This window comes from Niallia sp. FSL M8-0099 (genome assembly GCF_038006945.1).
Lineage (GTDB): Bacteria > Bacillota > Bacilli > Bacillales > Cytobacillaceae > Niallia > Niallia circulans.
This window is the reverse complement of sequence record NZ_JBBOWF010000003.1, coordinates 1-18,937: the sequence shown is the minus strand read 5'-3', so window position 1 is coordinate 18,937 and position 18,937 is coordinate 1. Positions and strand designations below refer to the sequence as shown.

General features: G+C 33.3%; 7 protein-coding genes and 1 pseudogene. 7 read left to right on the top strand and 1 reads right to left on the bottom strand.

Going from position 1 to position 18,937, the window contains the following annotated elements; all coding sequences use genetic code 11:
- Nucleotides 1-18: 18 nt before the first annotated feature.
- The 7 genes from NSQ92_RS24610 (at nt 19) to panD (ending at nt 17,569) form a co-directional block, all read left to right on the top strand.
- Nucleotides 19-1,338, top strand: coding sequence for a hypothetical protein (locus NSQ92_RS24610; protein WP_341123790.1), 1,320 nt, complete (start codon nt 19-21; stop codon nt 1,336-1,338).
- Nucleotides 1,339-1,350: 12 nt separating this feature from the next.
- Nucleotides 1,351-8,307: a type I polyketide synthase gene (locus tag NSQ92_RS24605; RefSeq protein WP_341123788.1), complete on the top strand. Its 6,957-nt coding sequence runs from the start codon at nt 1,351-1,353 to the stop codon at nt 8,305-8,307.
- A gap of 187 nt (nt 8,308-8,494) precedes the next feature.
- Nucleotides 8,495-13,843, top strand: coding sequence for an amino acid adenylation domain-containing protein (locus NSQ92_RS24600; protein WP_341123787.1), 5,349 nt, complete (start codon nt 8,495-8,497; stop codon nt 13,841-13,843).
- 508 nt (nt 13,844-14,351) lie between these two features.
- Nucleotides 14,352-15,059 carry a GNAT family N-acetyltransferase gene (locus NSQ92_RS24595; protein WP_341123893.1) on the top strand — a complete coding sequence of 236 codons (708 nt, stop codon included), beginning with the start codon at nt 14,352-14,354 and terminating at the stop codon, nt 15,057-15,059.
- Between the two features lie 18 nt (nt 15,060-15,077).
- On the top strand, nt 15,078-15,332 hold the full coding sequence (locus NSQ92_RS24590) for an acyl carrier protein (RefSeq protein WP_341123786.1): 255 nt from the start codon (nt 15,078-15,080) through the stop codon (nt 15,330-15,332).
- A gap of 140 nt (nt 15,333-15,472) precedes the next feature.
- Entirely contained in the window at nt 15,473-16,738 is a 1,266-nt protein-coding gene (gene ectB, locus NSQ92_RS24585; RefSeq protein WP_341123784.1) for a diaminobutyrate--2-oxoglutarate transaminase, read from the top strand.
- A gap of 447 nt (nt 16,739-17,185) precedes the next feature.
- Nucleotides 17,186-17,569, top strand: coding sequence for an aspartate 1-decarboxylase (panD, locus tag NSQ92_RS24580; protein WP_341123783.1), 384 nt, complete (start codon nt 17,186-17,188; stop codon nt 17,567-17,569).
- Between the two features lie 95 nt (nt 17,570-17,664).
- On the opposite strand, the pseudogene ltrA reads toward panD, so the two are convergent.
- Nucleotides 17,665-18,926 (bottom strand): annotated as a pseudogene (gene ltrA, locus NSQ92_RS24575) (group II intron reverse transcriptase/maturase).
- Nucleotides 18,927-18,937: the final 11 nt, after the last annotated feature.

Below are 18,937 nucleotides of genomic sequence, written 5' to 3'. Positions count from 1 at the left end.
TTAAGGGGAGATGTTGTAATGTTTATTGATGATGTGGTAACGAAAATTTGGGAACCAGTTTCTGATGTTTATGAAATCGAATTTAATAATGCTTTAAAATATGAACCGGAAAAGTTAGCGGAAATTATCATTGAAGAAGTAAAAAAAGTTGATACCGTTGTCTTCCAGAGTAGGGAGCTAAATATGATTGCACTCGTAACTAGCGGTTGTCCTCATAATGTGAGAAATGGAAAAATGTCAGGATGCAGTTTTTGCGATTATAATTCTACTGAAACAAAAGGGGTTGCAATGTTGAATGCTCTTAAGAGAATGAGCCCTGAATTATACGCTAAAGTTGTAAGTTTTAGTATTGAGAATGCAAGAGATAAAATTCATAGACCTAGTGCGGTAGAGCTTATTACGGCATATGACTGCTTAAATCCTCAAGAAATCCCGGAAAAAGTATATGAAGATGTTATTGATAAAGGACAAATGTTTAACAGAAAAGTCCGTCCATTTAAAACTATTTTTGAAACAAGAGCATCAAGTATGAATTATAACAAAATCATGTCTTGGAAAAAGAATTTAGGGAAAAAGGTAATGATAGAATTTGGGGTAGAAGTAGGTGATGAATGGGTAAGGAATCACTGGGTAAATAAGAATTTAAGTGCTGCACAAATCGAAAAAGCTATCGCAACCATTCGTAAGGCCGAATGTGAATCTAGTGGTAACTTGCTTATTGGTGTTCCAGGTTGTACAGAAGAGCAGTCAATTCAACTATTCAAAGATTCAGCTATTATGCTAGCAGACCTAGGTATCGACCACATTTTATGTTCTCCTTTAGGAAGAAAGGAAAGAACTTTACAAGGATATCTGCACACTAAAATGGTAAATAATGAGCGATTAAATGAGTTTGGACTAGTAAATGGAGATCAGACAGGTATGCCTTGGATATTTACTGTAGTTAATGCTCTTTATGCTGTTGGAAGTGAAAGACCAGACATTATCCCGAAACTAACTACTAGCCCAGCAAATTTACCACCATATTTAAGAACAACGGAACTTCTTTATAAAGGAACTGAATTAGAAAAATGTATTGATATTGCGGGAAAAACACTTAAAGAATTCTATAATATCAATCAAGATTTTGAAAAAATCAAAGTACTATACCATGAAATGATCAATGATCCAGCTTATGCTATCTATGAACAATTCTTAGAAAAACAGAAGAAAGCTGGAAGTCTTAAAGATACATTAGTTATATTAGCAGAAGAGTTGGCAAAAGAATTTTGGGATGAGGATTGGGAAGAAAGAGTAAATTCATTCCGTGAAAATGAGCTTTCAAACCTCGGTGCTTAAGGAGGAAACTCAGTGGATCAACTAAAACAATATATTTTACATCAGGTCGCAAACCATCAACTAACAATAGAAGAAGCAAAAAAATTATTGAAGGAACTTAACCAGAAAAACACAAGTAATGAAGAGACTTCAGATGACATTGCAATTATTGGTATGGCCGGAAGGTTTCCCAAAGCAGCTGATATCAAAGAGTTTTGGAATAACATTTTGAGAGGTGTCAATTGTATTGACAGACCTTCAATATTAAGAAGAAAGGGCTGGGAGGATGTTTTAAAAGACCATTTTCAATTAGAAAATCTCTCGGAAGAATTACTATCTTTTGGCGGTTATCTTGATGATGTAAATGCCTTTGATGCTGAATTTTTTGGAATATCAAAAAAAGAAGCAAAGTTTATGGATCCTTGGCAAAGAAACATGTTAGAAACCGTATACCTCGCATTGGAAGATGCGGGGTATGGGGGTCAAACCGCTTATGGAACTAATACAGGAGTGTTTATAGGTAGGGACCATGCTGTTGAATCTTCCTATGCGAAAATCGCAGGAAATGTTCATCCATTAGTTCTTACAGGATCATATTCATCTATACTTGCTAGTAGAATATCACATACATTTAATTTTCAAGGTCCAAGTATTGTCGTAGATACTGCTTGTTCATCCGCCTTAGTTGCTATTCATCAAGCATGCCTCGCATTAAAGAATGGACAATGTAACTTAGCTGTAGCTGGTGGCATAAACCTTAGGGAAAACTTTATAGAATCTCCAGACCAACCAATGCAAGGGATATTAACAGAAGAACCAATGGTAAGGACCTTTGACAAAAGTGCAAAAGGAACTTTGTTAAGTGAAGGTGTAGGTGCTATTTTACTTAAACGTTATAAAGAAGCTGTTAAGGACGGAGATAGGGTCTATGCTATTGTAAAGGGTTCAGCTGTCAATAATGATGGTGGTAAGATGGGTATTGCTACCCCCAATGCAAATATGCAGCAAAAAGTAATTGAACAATCATGGGAATCTGCTGGAATAAACCCAGAATCAATCTCCTATATAGAAGCACATGGAACAGGAACTCTCTTGGGCGATCCAATAGAAGTTAAAGCAATAACTGAAGCTTTTAAAAAATTTACTAACCGTAAACAGTTCTGTGCAATCAGTACTGTAAAAACAAACGTAGGACATACTGTCGCTGCATCTGGAATAGCTTCTTTAGTTAAAGCAGTATTTGCGATGAAATATAAGAAAATTCCTTATCACATTAACTTTAAAGAAGTAAATCCATATATAGATTTTACAGATAGTGCAGTTTATGTAAGTGATCGTACAGCCAATTGGGTTGATTCATTAGAACCACGTAGGTGTGGTGTAAATTCATTTGGGTTTAGTGGAACAAATTGTCACATAGTGTTAGAAGAACCCATGAATAATGGAAACTCTTCGAATGGATGGGCAATAGAGGAGCCTTCTTTTCCCTATTTATTTTCAATTTCTACTAAGAATGAGAAGACTTTAAGGGAACTTGTAAAGAGCTATAAATATTTTCTTGAAGATGTGGATTGGCAAAGCTTAGATCTACAAGATATGTGCTATACAACACTATGTGGAAGAGGACATTATGAATCCCGTGTACTTTTACAGGTTAATAGCATTGAAGAGTTATATAACAAAATTCTTCTTCTACATAATTGTGATGATTGGGAAGAAATTGATGATAGTAATATTCATTTTGGATGGCATCGAATAATTAAAAATTACGAAAATGTAAAACAAAATGGAGAGATAACAGATAAAGATTTAAATGCGCTAAATGATGAGGCATCCTATATTCTAAAACTCTTATTAGACGGTGATAATCTCAATTGGAAAAAGTTATCGGAGTACTATGTAAAAGGTGCATCAATAGATTGGAAAAGTCTATTTCATCACAAAAAAACATTTAAAACTGAACTACCATTGTATCCGTTGGAGCGTAAAAGGGTCTGGATCGATGGTTCAGAGAAAAAAATGAAGTCAGCGAAAGAAAGAAGACGTGAGCGACAAGAGGCATCCATAAGGCGTAAAGCTAAACTAGTTTCCCAAGAAAACCAAAATGAAATTATATCTCCTGTAACTGATGATGAGAAAATAATGATTTCTATTTGGAAAGAGGTTTTAAATGTAGAAAAAATTGGTGTACACGACAACTTTTTCAGTCTTGGTGGTGATTCAATTAAAGTAATACAAGTTACATCTAAAGCTCAAGATCAAAGTTTTAATATGTCGGTACAACAATTATTTGAGAATCAAACTATATATGAACTAGTTCAGGCAGTTGGAAAAGAAAAGAAAGAACAAAAACCTGTTTTAATAAAGAACTTTGAATTGATATCTGACGAAGATGTATCTAAAATACCATCAAATATAGAAGATGCGTATCCAATAAGTGCACTCCAAACAGGTATGTTATTTCATAGTATCTGGTCAACTTCATCTGAATCTTTTCATGATATTTTAAGTCTACATATCAAGGAAAAGTTAGATGAAACTAGTTTCAAAAAAGCAGTCAACATTATGGTAAGTAAACATCCAGTATTACGTACTACATTTGATTTTATTAATTTTAGTAAGCCATTACAATTAGTCCATTTTAACGCAAAAGCTCCAATTTATATTGAGAAAATTACTGGATTAACCCAAGAAGAGCAGGATGCATACCTTGAAAAGTGGCGTTCAAAACAAAAAGATGAAGGGTTTGATTGGTCGAAACCACCGCTTTTACGAGTATTTATTCACTACAGAAGTGACGATGCATTCCAGTTGTCATTAATTTTTCACCATTCTATTTTAGATGGGTGGAGTGTATCTAGCCTATTGACGGAATTGTTCAAGTATTATTCATTACTAAAAGTAGGAGTACCAATCTCGCAAGATTCACACTTAGAAATTGGTTTCAGGGATTATATTGCAGCAGAAAGTAAGATGATTCAATCAGACGATGCTCCTAAATACTGGAAAGAAAAGCTAGATGGATTGGAAGCTATAGATTTACTAAGTAAGCGGATGAACGATGATAGAAATGAGCATAGATTTCTCCAAGAAATTAGATTAACTGTGAATGAGCAACTGGTTGAACAATTAATAGAAGTGAGCAGAAAAATTTCTGTTCCATTAAAAACAATTTTTCTAGCAGCACATATTAAAGCATTACAACTAATTAGTGGTAAAAATGATGTATTATCAGGAATTGTAGTAAATGGAAGATTAGAACAAAATGGTGGGGATAGAGTCCTTGGTTTATTCCTAAATACCCTACCTTTTAGATTTAACAGTTCATATTCAACTTGGGAGGAATTGCTAAGAAGTGTATTCCAAAATGAACAAGAAGTGATTCCATATCGCAGGTATCCTCTCGCAGAAATTCAAAAGACTACCAATAAGCCTATAGTAATATCAAGTATATTTAACTATCAGAACTTCCATATCTATAATGAGGTTAATAATTATGGGGAGTTGGAAGTACTTTCTGATGAAATGTTTGAGGTAACAGATGTTCCTTTGTATGTAAGATTCATTCAAGGGAGATTTAACAAAGAGGTTACATTAGGATTACAGTACGATTCAGATATCTTTACGGAATCAGAAATAGATAGAATAGGAAAATACTATTCAAATATTTTATGTGCGATTGCGTCAGACTCAATGGAAAATAGTTTGAAGACTAACTTACTTACAGAAATAGAACAGGAAAAAATTAAGCACTGGAATAGCACAGAAACAACTTTTCCTAAGAATAATCTATTAAACATGATTGAAACTCATGCTTTATCAACACCTGACAAAATTGCTCTTACATACGGAGAAAGTCATTTGAGTTTCAGCGAAATGTACGAGGAAGTAAATCAGAAGGTTAAGGTGCTAAAGAAAATTGGTTTGAAACCAGGAATGCATATTGGAGTTTATATGAATCGAAGTATCGAATCGGTAGTAAGTTTACTGTCGATATGGAAAGCTGGATGTGTATATGTTCCACTTGATCCAGTATATCCATCTGAGAGAATTGAATATATGATAAAAGATGCTAATTTATCCCTAATATTAACTCAAAATGAGACAAACGATTTCCTATCTGAAAAAGATGTTTTGGTATGGAATGTCGATAATGTTCCGAACTTTCAAAATGAAAATCTAATGCAACAAGAATACAATAGCTATCATGATGATTTAGCTTATATTATATATACCTCAGGTTCTACGGGCGTACCTAAAGGTGTAATGGGTAGGCATAGTGGACTATTAAATAGGTGTGAGTGGATGTGGGAGAAGTATCCATTTAGAGAAGATGAGGTTTGTTGTTGTAAGACTTCTATAAGCTTTATCGATTCTCTTGCAGAAATTCTTTCTCCTCTAGCTCAAGGCATACAATTAGTTATATTCCCAACTGAGATTGTCATGGACCCGAGTTCACTTGTTCAAGAAATGTTCACCCATAAAGTATCTAGGATTGTAGTAGTTCCATCTCTTCTAACTTTACTACTAGATTTATATGATGATTTATCCAATCTCTTACCACATCTACAATTATGTATAACAAGTGGTGAAGAGTTAACATCATCTATTGTACGACAATGGAATAAAAAAATGCCTGGACGAAAACTAATCAACTTATATGGTTCATCAGAAGTTTCAGCGGATGTCCTATATTATGAAATAAATACAAATGAAATAGAAAATATAGTCGTCCCACTGGGGAGGCCAATCTCAAACACTAAAGTATATATACTAAATTCAAAGTTAGAACAAGTACCTATTGGTGTTGTGGGATATATATATATTGGTGGATCTGGATTGGCAATAGGATACCACAATCACGAAAATTGGACGGAGGAACGATTTGTTACCATTTCAAATGGAGATATACAAGAGCAAGTATACAAAACTGGTGATCTTGGTTACTTTAATTCTGATGGTGAGGTTATATTCAAAGGCCGTAGAGATAACCAAATTCAACTTAATGGTTATCGAATTGAACCTCAGGAAATTGAAACTGTACTTAGAAGATACAAAACGATTAAAGAGGCAGTGGTAAAGGAAAATCAGGATTCAACTAATAATATTTTGTTGGTAGCATATATAACAGGAAATTCTACTGATAACTATCCATCAAATGTTGAATTAAAAGAGTTTCTACAAAAATATTTACCAAATTATATGATACCAAATGTATTCTGTTTCGTGGAATCTCTACCAAAATTACCAAATGGTAAAATCGATCGTAATTTATTACCTTCCAACATCGAACAATATACAGATATTCCGGGTAGGAATCAATCATTGACAGCTATCGAAAAAACATTAATGGAAATCTGGACTTCTTCGCTTGGACAACCTGCACGTAGTATTTATGAAGACTTTTTTAATGCAGGTGGTAATTCCTTAAAAGCTATGCGATTTATCTTTATGGTTCAGCGAGAATTTCAGATTACATTTACAATGAGGGAATTTTATAGAAAACCTAAAATTTATGATGTTGGATTATATGTTGAACAATCTCTTCAATCTAGAGAGAAGATTACTGAATTAGATTCTTCTCTAGTGAGTTTGAGTGGGGATGAGATTTCTGAATATTATCCACTAACAACAGCCCAGGAGAAGATATGGACATATCAGCAATTAAACTCAGATAGCTCAGCCTACATGTTAAAGATGAAAATTGACATTAAAGGTGATTTGGATATCAAAGGATTAGAGTGGAGTCTAAATGAATTGTTGAAAAAACATTCAGTATTACGTACCAAAGTGATTTTTAATGGCGATGTACCTTTACAAAAGGTTCTAGAATTCTCACATTATAAGATATATTTTCTTGATGTTAGTAATGAAATAGATATTGATGAAAATACTATTTTCCAAAGAATAGAAAACGAAATGTATATAAAACATAGACAAGAATATATGTTTCACATGCAAGGAATTAAGTATGCTCAGGATAAATATCAATTATTTTTCATGATTGAACATTTAATATTCGACTTTTGGTCAATTGGTCTGTTAGTCAGTGAATTAGCTGATCTTTACGGAAAATGGTTATCTTTTAGAGTTGGAAATATTTCATTTCCCGAAACTGAAATTATTGAGATACCTTTCCGAGATTATGTACAATGGGAACAACGACTAAAGAACTCAGATGTAACTGCTGATAAGTTGAGATATTGGGAAAAAATGCTTTCAAATCCTATACCGAATTTGCGATTACCTACTGATAGACCTCGTCTAGAGAATGTTCTATATACAGCAAAACGAACTGGCCTTCTTTTCCCAGCCCAACTTACAGATAGAATTTATCAGTTTAGTCAGAGCCAAAATACAACAGCATTCGTAACACTTTTATCGGCTTTCTATGCATTAATGTACAAATATACTACAAAAACAGACATAATTGTTGGTATTCCTGTCTCAAACCGAATAGAGGAAGAATTTGAATCCTTAATAGGTTGTTGTATTGATACATTGGCACTACGAAATAAATTTGAAGTGAATTCTAATTTCGAGGAGATTATGAGAGCTTCCAAAGATACATTCATTAATGCATATATTTATAATCGTCTTCCTTTCGATTATATCGTTCAGAAAATTTCGACTAACAAAGGGTATACAACAAATATTTTTCAATATATGTTCAATTATATGAGTGAGCAAGATTGGAATGTCAAAATGCCAGGTAATTTAGATGTTTCTACATCTATGGTTCCGTCCCAGCATGCAAAATTTGAGTTATCAGTAGAGGTACTTGATACTTCAGAAGGAATGATACTAGAAGTTGAATATGCAAGGGAGTTATATGATGCTTCGACCATTGAACAAATCAAGCAAGACTATTTATATTTGATAGAGAAGATGTTAGAAGATAAAAATAAACCATTATCTGAAATTAAACTTAGGCACGAATCAAAATCTCTAAATGTTCCATTGGAGGAAGAAGCAACATTTGATTTTTAATAGTAAGGATACTACTCTAAAGCTAGTGACCCCCTTAACAGGGTGTTCCTAGCTTATTAAAATTATTTTGAGGAAAAAATTTTAATTAGAAAACTATTAATATAGAAAATTATAATCAAAGTAATAATTAATTATATATATCTTAAATGTCCTTCTTTGAAAACTCATCTAAAAAAGGAGAATATTAATGAATTTTTCTCATCAAGTGTATTGGTTAAATAAGTTAAAATCATTTGAATTAGCCACAAAATTGATACCCGATCTAATTTCAAATAAAACTGAGGAAGCAGAATATGCAACTATTGAGGCAGAAGTTCCAAAAAATCTAGCTGAGTCAATTCTAAAGTTAGGAAAGTATTCTCCTATTTCAATTTTTATTATCGGAGCTACTCTATTGAAAGTTCTTTTACAAAAGTTTTCGGGAGAAGAAAATACTGTTATTGGAATACCTACTTACCCATCTATTGATAAGACTTCCTTTTTACCATTATTTACAGAGCAGAAAGAAGAAACTACCTTTAAAGAATTTCTTCTACAAGTAAAAGAGACTATTTTGGATGCATTCAAGCATCAAGATATTTCTTGCCAAGAGTTAGTAAATCTTTTAATGCAAGAGAATGAGATAAAAATAGAAAACTTATTTCACATCATTTTTAAATCTCAAGGCTTACATGGTTCTAAATCAATTGATATACCAATTGGTACGGATGTTTGTATTCAATTAGATGAATCACCAAATAGGATGAGACTACTCGCAACATACAATACGAAAGTATATAAAGAATATTCCATTAAAAATTTTTTAGATCGGTGGATATTTCTTGCCCAAAACATTATTGAGAATCCAAATATCAAATGTTCAGATATAAAATGGATGGATGAAGTAGAACAGAAGTTTATTCTGGAAAAATTTTATTATGAGAATAATAGCTATCCTGTAAATACTCCTTTGCATATACTATTTGAACAACAGGTACTTAAAACACCTAATAGTGTTGCAGTAATTTATGGAGAGACTGTACTTACTTATGATGAATTAAATAAGAAGGCTAACAAATTATCAGCAAAGATTCTTGAAATATCTTCACAAAAAAATGAAGATAACACATTTGTTGGAATTTATAAAGAAAGAAGTACGGATTTCCTAGTTGCTATGCTTGCAATTTTAAAAGCTGGTAAAGCATTTATTCCTATAGATCCTACATATCCTGAACAGAGAATTCAATACATGCTCACTCAAAGTGGGTGTAGTATTGTGATAGTCGATGAATATGTTAGAAATAACACCGAGTACCTATATGAAAAACTTGATTCGGTGATTTTCATTTCTAATCAAGATACAGACTTGGAAGATTATCCATCCGATAATTTGAATTACCCTATTTCAGCAAAAAATCCGATTTATATGATGTATACATCTGGCTCGACTGGACTTCCTAAAGGAGCAGTTCTAAGGCACGATGGAGTAATAAATCATATATATGCTCAATTTGAATATATGAATCTACATGATGATCTTGTGTTTTTACAAAGTGCACCTTCATCATCTGATATTTCAGTCTGGCAATTCCTTTCACCCATATTAATAGGCGGAACTACCGTTATAGTAGATAAAAATAGTTTATTAAATCCAAATGAACTTTTTGAACTAATACAGTTACACAAGATTACAGTCATTGAATTTGTACCCCAGCTTCTAGAAATGTTTGTACAACATGCAATGTCTCAATCTAATAATACGTCGATACTGTCTTCATTACAATGGATTATGGCAACAGGTGAAACTTTATCTGTGTCATTACTCAATATGCTATTGGAATTCTTTCCACATACAAAGATAGCAAATGCATACGGTCCAACTGAGGCTTCCGACGATACAATGCAGTATAACACCAAAGAACGATTAACTGAAAATGAAGCAAGAGTTCCAATAGGGAAACCATTACCGAACGTACGTGTTCATATACTTGATGATAAGTATATGTTAGTCCCAATAGGAGCTCCGGGTGAGATTTATATATCAGGTATTGCTGTTGGTAAGGGATATTGGTTGGATGACGAAAAGACACGAGAATCCTTCATTTCTGATCCTTATTTTCCTAATCAAATGATGTATAAAACCGGTGATGCTGGAAGGTGGTTACCCACTGGAGATGTAGAGTTCTTAGGAAGAATTGATAAACAACTAAAAATACGAGGATTTAGAATAGAACCTAGTGACATAGAACATGAGATACTTAAACATCATTCTATAAGACAATGTGTTGTAGTTGCACAGGAAAAAACAAATGGGGACCATATGCAATTAGTTGCTTATTTGGTGATTGAGGAAAGTAAAGAATGGGATTCTTCTTCATTTAGAAAATGGTTGGAACATCGCTTACCCCAGCATATGATTCCTTCCCAATTTATTAGAATAGATAGTATACCTCTAACACCAAGTGGAAAAGTAGACCGTGTTTTACTTTCCAACCATCAACTTTTAGTAGAAGATAAGTATAAATCTAAAGAAATAGTCCAACCACGTAATAAAACAGAGGAAATATTACTAGAGGTTTGGACCGAAATACTTCCAAAAAAAAAGATAGGCATTTATGATAGTTTTTTTGATTTAGGAGGGGATTCAATACAAAGTATTCAAATTGTAGCAAAGGCGAAAACAAGGCATATAAACATTACGCCTAAAGATATTTTTGAGCATTTAACTATAGAGAATATAGCTAAAATAGCCTCAAGGCGTGAAGATGTTACAAAAATGAGCGAAGAGAGTGACGATCCTGTCCTACTTACCCCTATTCAAAAGTGGTTTTTTGAACTTAATTTACAAAATCCGCATCATTTTAACCAAGCGGTCATTTTGAATTTAGATCCAAGAATATCTTTCGAGATGGCGAAACGAGTAATTCATACTATTGTTAAGCAACATGATGCGCTGAGAATGTATTTTAACGAAAAGGATGATGTCATTAATGTTATCGAACCAAGTAATGAATTGATTGAAGAAGAATCATTATTATTAGTAAAAGATATATCAGAGTTAAACAGCGAAGAACAAAAAATCGTAATTGAAGATTACGCTGCAAAGTTACAAACAGAGATTAATATTTTTCAACCTTTTGTTTTCAAATTTGCATATATAGAAACCGGATTTGGTCAGCCTTCGCGACTAGTATTGATTATCCATCACTTAGTGGTGGATGGTGTGTCTTGGAGAATCTTAATTAATGATATATTTACATGTTTTCAACAGTTACTAAATAATAATAGAATAAATTTATTACCATCATCTACTTCATTTGCAGAGTGGTCACGTACTCTGCAACAGTCATTTTCTGTAAATAGATTAGAATTAGAAGTAGAATACTGGGAAAAAATTATCAAGCATTCTAACAAAGGAAAAATATTATTCGAAACACCGAATGTTAAATATGGAAAAGTTCGTGAATATACAAATTTTATTTCACAAGAAAATACTAGTAGATTTCTAAATATCGTCCCTAATTTCTTAAAAGCTAGAATAGAAGAGGTTATTCTTTCTGTTTGGATAGAGACACTTTATAAATATTTTAATATAAATTCTATTCTAATTGATATGGAAGGTCATGGGCGTAACCTTTCAATGGAAGAAATTGATTTGACTCGTACTATTGGTTGGTTTACAAGTCTATATCCATTGCATATAGAGCGGAAATCAAACTGGGATTATTTTGATTTGGTTCAAGAAATTAAAATGGCTTTATCTAAAGTACCACAGAATGGAATAAACTTCGGTCTACTCCGATACATGTCCAAAAAACATACTCTTTCTACTTTCCATAGTTCGGGAATCAGATTCAATTATGTTGGAGACCTAGATTCAACCCTACCATCAGGTAAACTGTTATCAATTTCATCAGAATCACCTGGTGAGTCAATTGGTAAAGGTAATCGAACTAACTATGTATTAGATGTAAACCTTGGTATAAATCGAGGGAAAATTCACTATAATTTCGTTTACAATGATTCGTTTTTAAGTGTTCATGAAATAGAAAAAATTTCAGAAATTTTAATAAGCGAAATAGATATAATGACTCAGTACTGTGAAACACAACAGAGTTACAACTACACTATTCTTAGTATCCCGCAAAATGATATAAAACGAAATGACATTGAGCAGATTGTAAATAGCGAATTTGAAATCGAGGATATTTATCCTGTAACACCTATGCAACGCGCTATCTTGTTCCATAATATTTTTTATGCGAATAAAGGTTTAAATAGCCAACAAATTTATTGGATACTTGAAGGAGATCTTCAAGTAGAAATATTTCAAAAGTCATGGGAAAAGGTAATTAACGCCCACCCTATACTTAGAACATCATTTAGATGGAGAAAACTTAAAGCTCCGATACAAATTTTATATCGTCGAATTCCATTTGATTTTGAGTATATTGACTGGTCAATGATGGACACCACTAGTCACCAAAGTAGAATTAATGAGTTCATAGACTACGAGCGAACAAAAGGTATAAATTCTACACACTTGCCACTAGTAAGATTTAAACTCATTAGACTATCAACCAATGAGCATTTCTTTATGTTTACTTACTCAACTTCTTTATTCGATAATTGGAGCTGGAGGAACATAATGAATGATGTTATTGAAACATATGACTTTCTTAACATGGGTGTTGATGTAGAAATTACAAATCAAGGGAAATTTGTGGATTATGTTAAATGGTTTTTCAGTAAAAATACGGACTTAAGTAGGTTATATTGGCAGAATGAATTTAAGTCTATGAAATTATTCACTACTGAATCGTTAAATTTAACTAGTAATCAAACCTTTATTTCAGGAGAAATAGAACTTGAGTTTAGTAGCGAGGAAACTAATGATGCTGAAAGAATAGCTAAAAAGTACGGTATAACTCTAAACAGTCTATTACAAGCAGTATGGGCTATGACTTGGTGTTGCTATGATAATAACCATGATGTATTATATGGAATTCTTAGTTCAGGGCGCACATCTGAAGTTCAAAATGTTGATAGAATTTCCGGACCGCTATCGAACTTTCTGCCAATGCGTAGTAAATTAAAGGATGAGATAACTGTGATTGATTGGATTCGTAATTTACAGATATGCCAAATTGAAGCGCTTCAACATGATTTCGTTTCTCCGGAACAAATAGCTAAATGGACACATGTAAACCTTGATTATATACAGCAAGCTATATATGAACGTTCATTTATCTTCGTTGGTGAATCAGATGAATCATATATGAATCATATTAAACACAGGAGTCTTAATATTCGTGATATAAGCAATACTCTAACTCACAATGTACCTTTTAGAGGGTATGCAACTAAGAATAGGTTCATATTAATGTCCATCAAATTTGATAAAAAGAAATATCCAACTTCAAAGGTAGAGTTATGGCTTCAAAATTATAAGAAACTTTTTAATTATGTGGTTAATAACATTAATTCTAATATAAATCTTGAACAAATCATAGAAAACCATGCTTGCTTTAAAAAGAATATAAATAAAGAGGGATAATAATTATATTTATTCAATAGCCATTATTAAATGTAAATATATAAGGAAAAAACAGGATGCACCTAACAAGCCTTAGTAATCAATCTCAATTAATTTAAATGGGGTTTGTACAATGGGGATATACTGGAATTCCTAGTTAATACAGTATGGATGAAATTTAGTTCCGAATTGGCACCTGCCAAAATTAATTAAAATAATACCTATAATAACTTAATAGTCCAACAATGAATATGTGGTCAGCCTCTTTATGATTTCACTAGTACTCAACGCTATTTGGAAATCATGGAAATATATAACCCTTATGGTAATATTTATGGTACAATTGGTTAAAAAGAATATTGCTAGGCTTTTATTTAGTGAAAATAATTGAAAAATTAAATTTATTCTGAGATGGAAAAGAGAAATAAAGAAAGAACGTGAAAAACAATTGAGTCCACAAGTATAGGAGGAGAAAAAAGTGGGGATTGAAATATATAAAGATAATATTGGTGAACATGGATGTTATTGTATGAGAAGTATGAAAAAGTCTGATGGGTACAAACAAAAGGTACAATGGACGGAAGAAGAATCAAAAAACGGTCTAGTATATATGCAATTCAAAGATAATGGGAAACAATTAGGCTTTATAGAGTATGCTCCAGGGGAAGACTCTTGGAGAGCAGTACATGCGGACAATTATTTAGTAATTCATTGTATATGGGTTGGGGAGAATAATTTGGGTCTCGGATCACAACTTATACAACAGTGTATCGATGATGCGAAGAACCAGAATAAAAATGGAGTCGTAGTAGTTACAAATCCAGATACTGGTTGGGCTCCTTCAAAAGAAATTTTTATTAAAAATGGTTTTAAGCAAGTTGATAAAGCACCTTACTCTTTTGAACTATTAGTTTATAAAATACTGGATAAACACGAGAACCCATACTTCCCAACGAATTGGAATGAACGCTTAGATCGTTTTAATCAAGGATTAACTATATTACGTACTAATCAATGTCCATATTTAGACGTGGCTACACAAAATGCATTAAAAGCGGCAGAAGCTGTAAAAATCAAACCAAATATTATTCAAATTAAAGACCGATCAGAAATGATGGAATTATCTCCAACGCCTTATGGTGTCTTTAATGTGATATTTGAAGGGGAATTAATATCCTTCCATAGAATGACTCCCCATTCATTTGCCAAAAGATTAACGAAGGTTAAATCCAAGTAGGGGAAGGTTAGTGAAAAGATGGAGGATATCGAAACTAGAATTAAAGAAGTTATAATTGAATATATTGATGAAATAAATGATATTTCAGAAATAAGTAATGAAGCAGATCTGTTTACATTAGGTATCAACTCTGTCACCGGATTAAGAATTTTTGTAGCAATAGAGAATGAATTCGGATTCGAATTTGATGATAACAGTTTAAATCCTGAAACTTTTAGTAATGTAAATCAACTAAGTACTTACGTTAAGCAAAAGGTAATAGCGATGAATTAAGATGATGGTTCTTTAAGTTAAAATGTTGTTTCGGGTAGGAGCTTGTATAATTCCTACCTTTTTATATTTTGTAAAACATAGATACTCAGTAATATGAACACCTCATGCGAAAAGTAAAATAACTCAAGGAGATATAAACAATGTCAACTTTAAATATTATTGAAGATTTAGAGTCGGGAGTACGGAACTATGTAAGGAGTTTCCCTACTATGTTTGTTAAAGCGAAAGGGTATAGACTATACGATCATATCGATAGAGAATATATCGATTTCTTTTCTGGGGCTGGGGCTTTAAACTATGGACATAATAACCCTAAACTCAAAGAGAAGCTCCTTGAATATATTATTAATGACAATATTACCCATAGTTTAGATATGGCTTCATTAGCTAAAACAGATTTCATCGAGAGTTTTAATAGGATTATTCTTAAACCTCGAGGTCTGGAGTATCGTATGATGTTTACAGGTCCCACTGGGACAAATGCAGTAGAAAGCGCCATAAAGTTAGCAAGAAATGTAACAGGTAGACATAACGTAATGGCATTCACCAATGCTTTTCATGGAATGACTCTAGGCTCTCTTGCTTTAAATGGAAATAAATCTAAACGTAAGGCGGGAATTCCCTTAAATCATGTTTTGCGTATGCCTTATGATGGATATTTTGGTGAAGACTTCAATACTTTAGAGTATATTGATAAATTACTAAGTGACCCAGGAAGTGGAATGTCTTTACCAGCGGCTGTTATTCTTGAAACTGTACAGGGTGAGGGAGGATTACATTCAGCGAGTATTGAGTGGTTAAAAGGTATTGAAAGGATATGTCGTAAATATGGAATGTTGTTAATTGTAGATGATATACAAGTTGGGTGTGGTCGAACTGGTTCATTTTTTAGTTTTGAAAATGCAGGAATTATACCAGATATCATATGCCTCTCCAAATCCATTAGCGGTTATGGCCTACCAATGGCATTAAACCTTATTAAACAAGAATATGATGTTTGGTCACCAGGAGAACATAATGGTACATTTAGAGGTAATAATCTTGCATTTATAACTGCTGCAGAAGCTTTGAAATATTGGGAAGCAGATAATTTTAGCCAAAATATAAAGATCAGCTCTACAATTATTGAAGAGTTTTTAGATGAATTAGTTAGGAATTTTCAGGATCTACCTATTAGCAAGCGTGGAAGGGGAATGATTCAAGGTCTTGCTTTTGAAGTAGATGGTTTAGCAACTACAATCTGTTCAATTTCATTTAGCAATGGTTTACTAATAGAAACTTCGGGTTCAAAATCGGATGTAATAAAGCTGATTCCACCTTTAACTATTGATCAAAGAGGTTTAGAACAAGGATTAAATATATTGAATAATAGTATCAATGAAGCACTTTTTCATACATCAAGTTGAGAGTAAATTTGATAAGGAAGTGAAGATATACACGTATAACTTCGGACAAGAAAATCATAATATTCTCATAAAAAAGGAAGAAGTAATTTATGGGATGCATAATGACTAGTCCATTTTAAGTTTCAAGCGCCGACCGAAGCAATAATTGCATATTATTCATTACAACTGGTGTGTTATATAAAAATGAAAAAAGTTCGTAATTTACCGATATCAAATTGAATCGCACCAAAAAAAGGCAAGCAAAAAGTATAAATAATATTTATGTATCTGAATAGATCAAACATATAGGATAAGGGCAGAGAGTTGATTACCTGAATATCTAAGTGATCTTGGATTGCAAGAGCCATTGTACTAGGAAACCTCTTTTGTTATTGCAGCACAATGTCCACTTAAAAATCAAGATTGATAACAAATTTATAACAATAGCTAATAGAAAGGAACACGCCCATGTTTCGGACGATGATGAATGGAAAAATCCATAGAGCTACAGTAACAGAAGCTAATTTGAATTATGTTGGCAGTATCACAATTGATGAAGACATACTTGATGCTGTGAATATGCTACCTAATGAGAAGGTACAAATTGTTAATAATAATAATGGAGCTCGCTTTGAAACATATATTATACCAGGAAAAAGGGGCAGTGGAACTATCTGCCTTAATGGTGCGGCAGCTAGATTGGTGCAAGTTGGTGATATGGTCATTATTATTTCATATGCTGTTATGTCAAATGAAGAAGCGCAACATCATAAGCCAAAGGTTGCGATTATGGGTGAGAAAAACCGGATTTCTGAACTGTTGAGACAGGAGCCGATACACACAATCAAGTAAAGTTATAACACTACAAAAGATTAAAATCGAGTAGGAGGGAGTGATTAACTCCCGACCTCTCACACCACCGTACGTACGGTTCCGTATACGGCGGTTCAATTAAGATAAATGACGCAGAATTTATAACGAGTTTGTAGACTTTTAAACCCTTGATTATTCCAATAGGAAATATCGAGGGTTTTATCTAATATAGGACTATTCGAGACGCGCCAATAGCCCTTCCGGCTATTTCCCCATTCATAAGCCTTCCCTTTTGGGACACCTAAATGTATAAGGTTGCGATTGTCTTTGGTTTCTTCCAGTCTTTCCATTGGCACATGCGAAGTCTTCTTCGTATCCAACCATCAAATTTTATAAACAGTGATTTAGTATCCGCTAATGCAAAATATCCACACCAACCCATTAGATATTGGTTTAATTTCTCCATCCGATATCTCATAGAATAGGGCATCTTTCTGGAAGTGATTTCTCGTATTTTCTTCTTCATTCGTTTTAAGCTTTCTTTTGCGATACGAACCTTTGGTTCTTTAGAAGACGTGAAGCTAAACCCTAGAAACTTCCGTTTCCATGGTCGGTCTACTGCTAATTTCTTCTCATTCACTTTTAATCGAAGTTTCTTTTCGATGAATCGTTGAATGCTTACCCTTGTTCGTTCTCCTGCCCGCTTCGATTTTACGTAAACATTACAGTCATCCGCGTAACGAACGAATTTATGCCCTCGACTTTCTAGCTCTTTTTCTAGTTCATCCAGAACTATGTTAGAGAGTAATGGACTTAATGGTCCGCCTTGTGGCGTTCCTTTTTCTGTACTTGAAATAACTCCATCCATCATAACGCCCGCCTGTAAATATTTGCGGATTAGCTTTAATAGTGGTTTGTCCTTGATTCTTTTCGCAAGTGTACTCATGAGTCTATCATGGTTGACCTTATCAAAGAACTTCTCTAAATCCATGTCTACAACCCATCTATATCCTTCTTTGATATATCCCTTTGCTTCCCTTACCGCATCATGGGCGCTTCGGTTTGGTCGAAAGCCATAGCTATGTTCGGAGAACATCGGGTCATATATCTTCGATAATACTTGGGCAATGGATTGTTGAATCAAACGATCTTTCACGGTTGGAATACCTAGTAGCCGAAAACCTCCACCAGTTTTCGGGATTTCGACTCTTCGGACAGGCATTGGCTCATAAGTACCCTTGAAAATAGCCTCTCTGATAGAATGCCAGTTTTCGACTAGGTGCTGTCGTAGGATTTGTACGGGCATCCTATCTACTCCATGACTTCCTTTATTCTGTTCTACTCGTTTTAATGCTTGAAGCATATTTTCCCGTGACAGGATTTGATTTAAAAGCATCGTTATTCTTC